Below are 2,839 nucleotides of genomic sequence, written 5' to 3'. Positions count from 1 at the left end.
TGGAACAAAGTTTGGCTTTCCGCATAGTTCAGCAAATAACCAATATTCAGGAAATTAGCTCCGGCATCAGCCGACGTAGTGATCGATGGATTTGGATTTGGTTCTGGCTCAGGAATAGGTTCTGGGTCTGGCTGTGGTTCTGGTTCTGGTTCTGGCTCTGGCGGCGGCACATATACCCCTGGGGAATACAGCTCCCAGTGAGTGCCGTTCTGACGCACAGCGTACAAATAGCCGCCCAATTCTACCTCACTGGTGCTGGTAAACGTTGCCTGACCATCCTGAGTTTCGACGACGGTTAATATTTCATTACCAGTAGTGGCCAAACTGCCGCGGTTAAGTACCGTGAGTTGGTGGTTGCCCTCACTTTTTCCGCTGACCACCAATTTATCACCGATGGCATTTACCCCATCGCTGACCAAATCGGTACGCAAAATAAAATGCCCATTGCCGCTTAGCTCGCCAATGGTCAACAATGAACCGACTTTATCTTCGCTAAAATCTACCATGCTGTTATTCAGTACCAGCTTGTCCAAGTTGGAATCCGCCGTCATATTCCAGCGGCTATCGGCCATCGAAATATTTAACTCACCACCATTGATATTATCGCTGTATGCATGACCGCTCCAATATGAGCCTGAGTCCATATCAACATGAATAATTCCACCACGTGCCCGAATTCCTCCCTGAATAGTCATTTTACCCGTGGCGTTTATTCGACTGGCCGCATAGCCATTATTATGTTGCGTAGAAAACGCCACATCATTCGAGGTAGCCATATGAATAATCGTATTGCCGGTCAAATCAATCTGGCTGTCAGTCATTGCGTAGACGCCAGCATTCCCTACCGCACCCTTTATCGTCAGGTTATCACCGGTAATTTTGCCTCGGCCTAAAGCCCATAAACCCACGCCTAAGTTGATATTAATATCGGTATTAGACAAATTAACATCAGAGTTATATTGGGCAGACACCCCATAGGAACCATTGGAAAAAATAGTATTGCGTTGCTCGGACGTACCTAAGAAATTAATGGTGGCTTTGCCGCTACCGGTATTGTAGGCAAGTAATGCACCACTCTCATTCACTGATAAATGGCTGTTAGCACCAATATTTGCCACACTATTGTCGCGAATTTCAATTGCCGTTGCTCCTGCACCGGCGGTCTTTACGGTCAAGGCCGTAGCCTTAATATCACCAAGACCCCAGATCAGTAATCCATTTGCATCCTCGCCTGATGTACTGATTTTACTCCCATTGCCCAAATCAACGCTGGATGACTTATGTGTTTCAATGCCATAGGCCGTATTGCCTTTGGTTTCAATCGTTAATCCAGAAGCCTTAAAAAATTTAGAGTCTTCAGAACCAGAAATATAAACACCGTTATTCGATCTACCGGTGGTATAAATGGCACTACCCTCACCTAAATCCACTGATGTGCCGTTATCATCAAGGCGTAGACCAGCCCCATAATCGCCTTGGGTACTCACTAATAAGTGGTCTGCTTGTAAGGTCGTACCGCCGCTGACGCTAATGCCGCTAGCTCTGTCCGTACCAGAAGCGGCAACCACAATTTTGCTGCCGGAGCCTAAATTTATCTTAGCGTTGCTACCATTGATGTTTAAGCCCATCACATTTCGCCCCGTAACCTCTACGGATAAACGATTGGCCGTTAATATGCTGTTTTTACCACTAATAATAATGCCTTCAGCAACTGAATCAGGCTCAACCACACTTATACTAACGTCATTAGCTAAATGAATGTTAGCAGTCTGATTCTGCATATTAAGCACACCATAACGAACACCATTCCAGCTAAGGTCACCGATTATTTTATCGCCATCGTTTAGTTCAATGGTGTTTGCATTTTGACTTCCCAAATCATCAGCCAGTGCTTGATGTTGAAAAGTAAAAATACTCAGGCTCAATAAACCCATCATAGTTACTGATTGATTTAAAATACATTTAGAGAATTTATCGATGGATTTCTTCCTAAAATCCCGTGGATATATATATGCATCCATTAAAAAACTTCCTTTAATCACAACTAAACCACCCGAAAAATAAACAAAAACCCACACTTTGGCAATATTATATAAATAAATTAATGATTATTAATTTAAACTACAACTTGATATTTTCTAACATTTATCATTAATCAACAGATAAAAACCAATGAAAGCAATGCGTTATTAAAAAACCAGTTACATAAATCATAAAAAATAAACTCATTTGACTTAAAACCACATCACTATAAATTGAATGAAATTAATGAGTCATAAAATATTATGACCCATTAATAAAAGGAGAATGTATTAATAAGAAATTAAAAACTAAAGCGATAACCTGCATTAATCTGACGCTGGTTAAATTTATTGCCGGTTGAGGTATCTAAATCCAGATACAAAGTATGCTGTTGATTCATCTGAGCACTCACCCCGACGCCGTTATTCCACCAACCACCTTTAAAGCTGTGGCTTTCTGGTGAACCATTCAGTCGATAATCGGTATCGCCAGAAAATTCACGTAGATAACCGGTTTTTAGATAAACGTTGAGAGAATTATCACCCTGTTGAAGCTCATATCCCACTACAGCGCTTCCTCGGCCAATTAATGACTCATAGCTGCCCAAATCGACCTTGAGTCCATTACTGGCATTAACTCGCGTTGCGTCCTGATGGCTGTAGCTTAACTGTGCCTGAGGCTCAATATAGAAACCATTCCCCTGCTGGCCCAGACTCAATTTTTGTCCGGTTTCCAGAGAGAAACTCACCCCGTCGGAGCTGCCATTACCGCTAACCCGATTATTTTGGCTATCGCGTACGCTAAAGTCGTTTTTCAG

Annotated in this window: 2 protein-coding genes; both read right to left on the bottom strand. The window is 42.4% G+C overall.

The window, feature by feature from the left end; all coding sequences use genetic code 11:
* Positions 1-2,021 (bottom strand): pertactin-like passenger domain-containing protein (locus BMZ28_RS17170; protein ID WP_074825157.1); only part of this gene is annotated, 2,021 nt, incomplete at its 3' end.
* Positions 2,022-2,323: 302 nt separating this feature from the next.
* The coding region (locus BMZ28_RS17165; protein ID WP_139211661.1) for an autotransporter outer membrane beta-barrel domain-containing protein at positions 2,324-2,839 on the bottom strand (516 nt) is incomplete at its 5' end.

The organism is Pragia fontium DSM 5563 = ATCC 49100 (assembly GCF_900112475.1).
Classification (GTDB): Bacteria; Pseudomonadota; Gammaproteobacteria; order Enterobacterales; family Enterobacteriaceae; genus Pragia; species Pragia fontium.
The sequence above is the reverse complement of the archived record's forward strand: the minus strand, read 5'-3'. Positions and strand labels throughout refer to the sequence as shown.